This window comes from Caloramator australicus RC3 (assembly GCF_000297115.1).
Taxonomy (GTDB): domain Bacteria; phylum Bacillota; class Clostridia; order Clostridiales; family Caloramatoraceae; genus Caloramator; species Caloramator australicus.
This window is the reverse complement of sequence record NZ_CAKP01000006.1, coordinates 1-2753: the sequence shown is the minus strand read 5'-3', so window position 1 is coordinate 2753 and position 2753 is coordinate 1. Positions and strand designations below refer to the sequence as shown.

Annotated in this window: 4 protein-coding genes and 1 pseudogene; all 5 read right to left on the bottom strand. The window is 33.9% G+C overall.

Annotation, left to right across the window (positions count from 1 at the left end; all coding sequences use genetic code 11):
* Positions 1 to 507: 507 nt before the first annotated feature.
* On the bottom strand, positions 508 to 1260 hold the full coding sequence (gene trmD / locus CAAU_RS00945) for a tRNA (guanosine(37)-N1)-methyltransferase TrmD (protein ID WP_242822550.1): 753 nt from the start codon (positions 1258 to 1260) through the stop codon (positions 508 to 510).
* Entirely contained in the window at positions 1251 to 1760 is a 510-nt protein-coding gene (gene rimM, locus CAAU_RS00940; protein WP_008907560.1) for a ribosome maturation factor RimM, read from the bottom strand. The genes trmD and rimM overlap by 10 nt, the downstream gene beginning before the upstream one ends.
* Positions 1761 to 1811: 51 nt before the next feature.
* A complete protein-coding gene (locus CAAU_RS00935) occupies positions 1812 to 2039 on the bottom strand; it encodes a KH domain-containing protein (RefSeq protein ID WP_008907559.1) in 228 nt (75 codons plus the stop codon).
* 16 nt (positions 2040 to 2055) lie between these two features.
* Positions 2056 to 2298 (bottom strand): 30S ribosomal protein S16, encoded by a 243-nt coding sequence (gene rpsP, locus CAAU_RS00930; RefSeq protein ID WP_008907558.1) that lies wholly within the window; start codon positions 2296 to 2298, stop codon positions 2056 to 2058.
* Positions 2299 to 2327: 29 nt separating this feature from the next.
* Positions 2328 to 2753: pseudogene (locus CAAU_RS00925) on the bottom strand (signal recognition particle protein); the annotation flags it as partial.

The window sequence follows — 2753 nt, the reverse complement described above, 5'->3', positions numbered from 1 at the left end:
AAGCCTAAAAAATCTTCTACTGATTCCGTTAAGAAGGAGAAAAACACCTACAGACCGCCAGAAGACCATTATTACAAATATGGACGTAATTTAGTTAAGCCCATCGTCTATGATGAAAGCGATCAAGAAATTTTAAGTATGCTTGAGGAAAATTTTCCTCGGTAAAGATAATTTTGTTGACAGATACAAAAATTTAGGGTAAATGTTAGCTTTTGATAATAGGACTGTTAGTCGGGTGATGTCAAGGCACCGTGGAAGTAAATGGGAGGGGCCCACTTGTGGGAGGGCGCCCGTTTATGCCGCGAAAGGCCTTGACATCAGGCGGCATAGTATCCTATTGCCTTTTAGGGGCAGTTTAATCTGCCCCTCTGCCTTCCGGCGAGGATGGGGGTTCTAGGGGGCAAAGCCCCCTAATTTTTACCCATCTAAATGACATTTTCATACGATAATTAACTTTATTTTAAATTATTTTTAGGTGACATTTTCAAAAGATATTGACATAATATTTTACATTTCTTTTTCCATTTCAATTTCTTTTTTAATCATATTAAGCATTCTTAAATCTTCCTTTGTCAATTCTGCATTTTTCAGCAAATCCGGTCTTTTTATATACGTTAGCTTTAAAGATTGGTATCTTCTCCATTCATCAATATCCTTATGATTTCCAGACAATAGAACCTCTGGAACTTTCATGCCTCTAAACTCCCTTGGCCTTGTATATTGGGGATATTCTAAAAGACCATTATAGAAGGATTCATTTTCAAAACTAACATTAGTCGATAGAACTCCCGGAACCAGCCTTGAGACAGAATCAATAATAATCATACTTGCCAGTTCTCCACCCGTTAAAACAAAATCACCTATTGATATCTCAAGATCTACAAGGGGCATTATTCTCTCATCTATTCCTTCATAATGCCCGCAAATTAACATAATATGTTTTCTGTTAGAAAGCTCCTTAGCAAGCTCTTGATCATACCGCTTACCACGGGGAGTAAGGAAAACCGTGTATGGTTTATAGCCATAAGTCTCTTTAATATCATCTACACAATTATATATCGGCTCTGCCTGCATTACCATCCCTGCACCGCCACCATAAGGGTAATCATCTACTTTTTTATGTTTGTTAGTGGTATAATTTCGAATATTGTAAAGATTAATTGTTATAAGTTTTTGCTCTTGTGCTCTGCCTATTATGCTGTAGTTTAGAGCATTAAACATTTCAGGAAATAAAGTTAACACATCAAATATCATATTAATCCCTCAATAAGTTTTATTTTCATTAAAGAATTTTCGACATCTACATGCTTTACTACATCTTTAATAGCAGGGATTAAAATAATTTTACCATTATCCATTTTAATCTCATATACATCGTTGCTTCCTGTAGAAAACACTGATATAATCCTGCCTACTTTTTCATCAGTTTCTATGTTCACAACATCCATACCAATTAAGTCTGCAATAAAATATGTATCTTCAGGTAATTCTACAGCATTTTCTCTATCGATGTAAATATAATCATTTTTTATTTTTTCAGCCGCATTCATATCGTCTATGCCTTCCAGTTTTAAAATAACAAGATTTTTAAAATATTTTACCCCTTGAACATTAACTTTTTCATATAAATCCCCTCTTTTGAAAAAAACAAATTTAAGTTTATCAAACCTTTTAATATCATCCGTCAAGGGGTAAATTTTAACTTCGCCTTTAATTCCGTGGGTATTTATAATCTTTCCAATCTTTAAATATTTAATCATAACATCACCCTTTTAATAATAGTCAAAAAGAGTTAGGATAGTCCTAACTCTTTATATTATTTCCACAACAACCCTTTTATTTACCTTTGTTGCTGCAGCTTTTACAACAGTTCTAATAGCTCTTGCTATTCTGCCTTGTTTTCCTATAACTTTTCCCATGTCTTCAGGTGCAACCTTAAGCTCAATAATTACTGATTGCTCACCTGAGATTTCATTTACGACAACGGCATCAGGATTGTCTACAAGAGCTTTAGCTATAACTTCAACAAGCTCCTTCATGCCAAGCACCCCTTTATTATATGATGCCTGCCTTCTTTAAAAGGCTTCTTACTGTATCTGTTGGCTGTGCACCATTTGAAAGCCACTTTTTAGCCTTTTCTGCATCGATTTTAATATCTGCAGGTTCTGTTGTAGGATTATAATATCCTATTTCTTCTATAAATCTACCATCTCTTGGTGATCTTGAATCTGCAACTACAATTCTGTAGAATGGAGCTTTCTTTGCACCCATTCTTCTAAGTCTCATCTTAACTGCCATAATTTCACCTCCTTAAAATGTTGCTTTATTTATTTAAAGAAAGGAAATTTAAATTTTCCTTTTTTCACATGTTTTTGCATATCAGAAAACTGCTTCATCATCTTTCTCGCCTGTTCAAAATTATTTAACAACTTATTTACATCCTGAATAGTAGTTCCAGAACCTTTTGCTATTCTTTTTTTGCGACTAGAGTTTATTATTGAAGGATTTCTTCTTTCTTCCTTGGTCATAGATTTTATTATCGCCTCAATTTTTGCCATTTCCTTTTCATTTTCTTCAAAATCTATATCATCAAGCTTACTAGTGTCCAATCCAGGAATCATTTTAATTAAATCCTTTAAAGGTCCTAATTTCTTCATTTGCTGCATCTGATCTAAAAAATCTTCCAAAGTAAATTCTTGTCTTTCTAATTTTTGCTGCATTTCTAGTGCTTTCTTCTCATCGATAGCCTGCTG

Bases quoted from the DNA above. Each gene is read 5' to 3' on its own strand.
- CAAU_RS00935 (WP_008907559.1), bottom strand. From the start codon at position 2,039: ATGAAGGAGCTTGTTGAAGTTATAGCTAAAGCTCTTGTAGACAATCCT.
- rpsP (WP_008907558.1), bottom strand. From the start codon at position 2,298: ATGGCAGTTAAGATGAGACTTAGAAGAATGGGTGCAAAGAAAGCTCCA.
- rimM (WP_008907560.1), bottom strand. From the start codon at position 1,760: ATGATTAAATATTTAAAGATTGGAAAGATTATAAATACCCACGGAATT.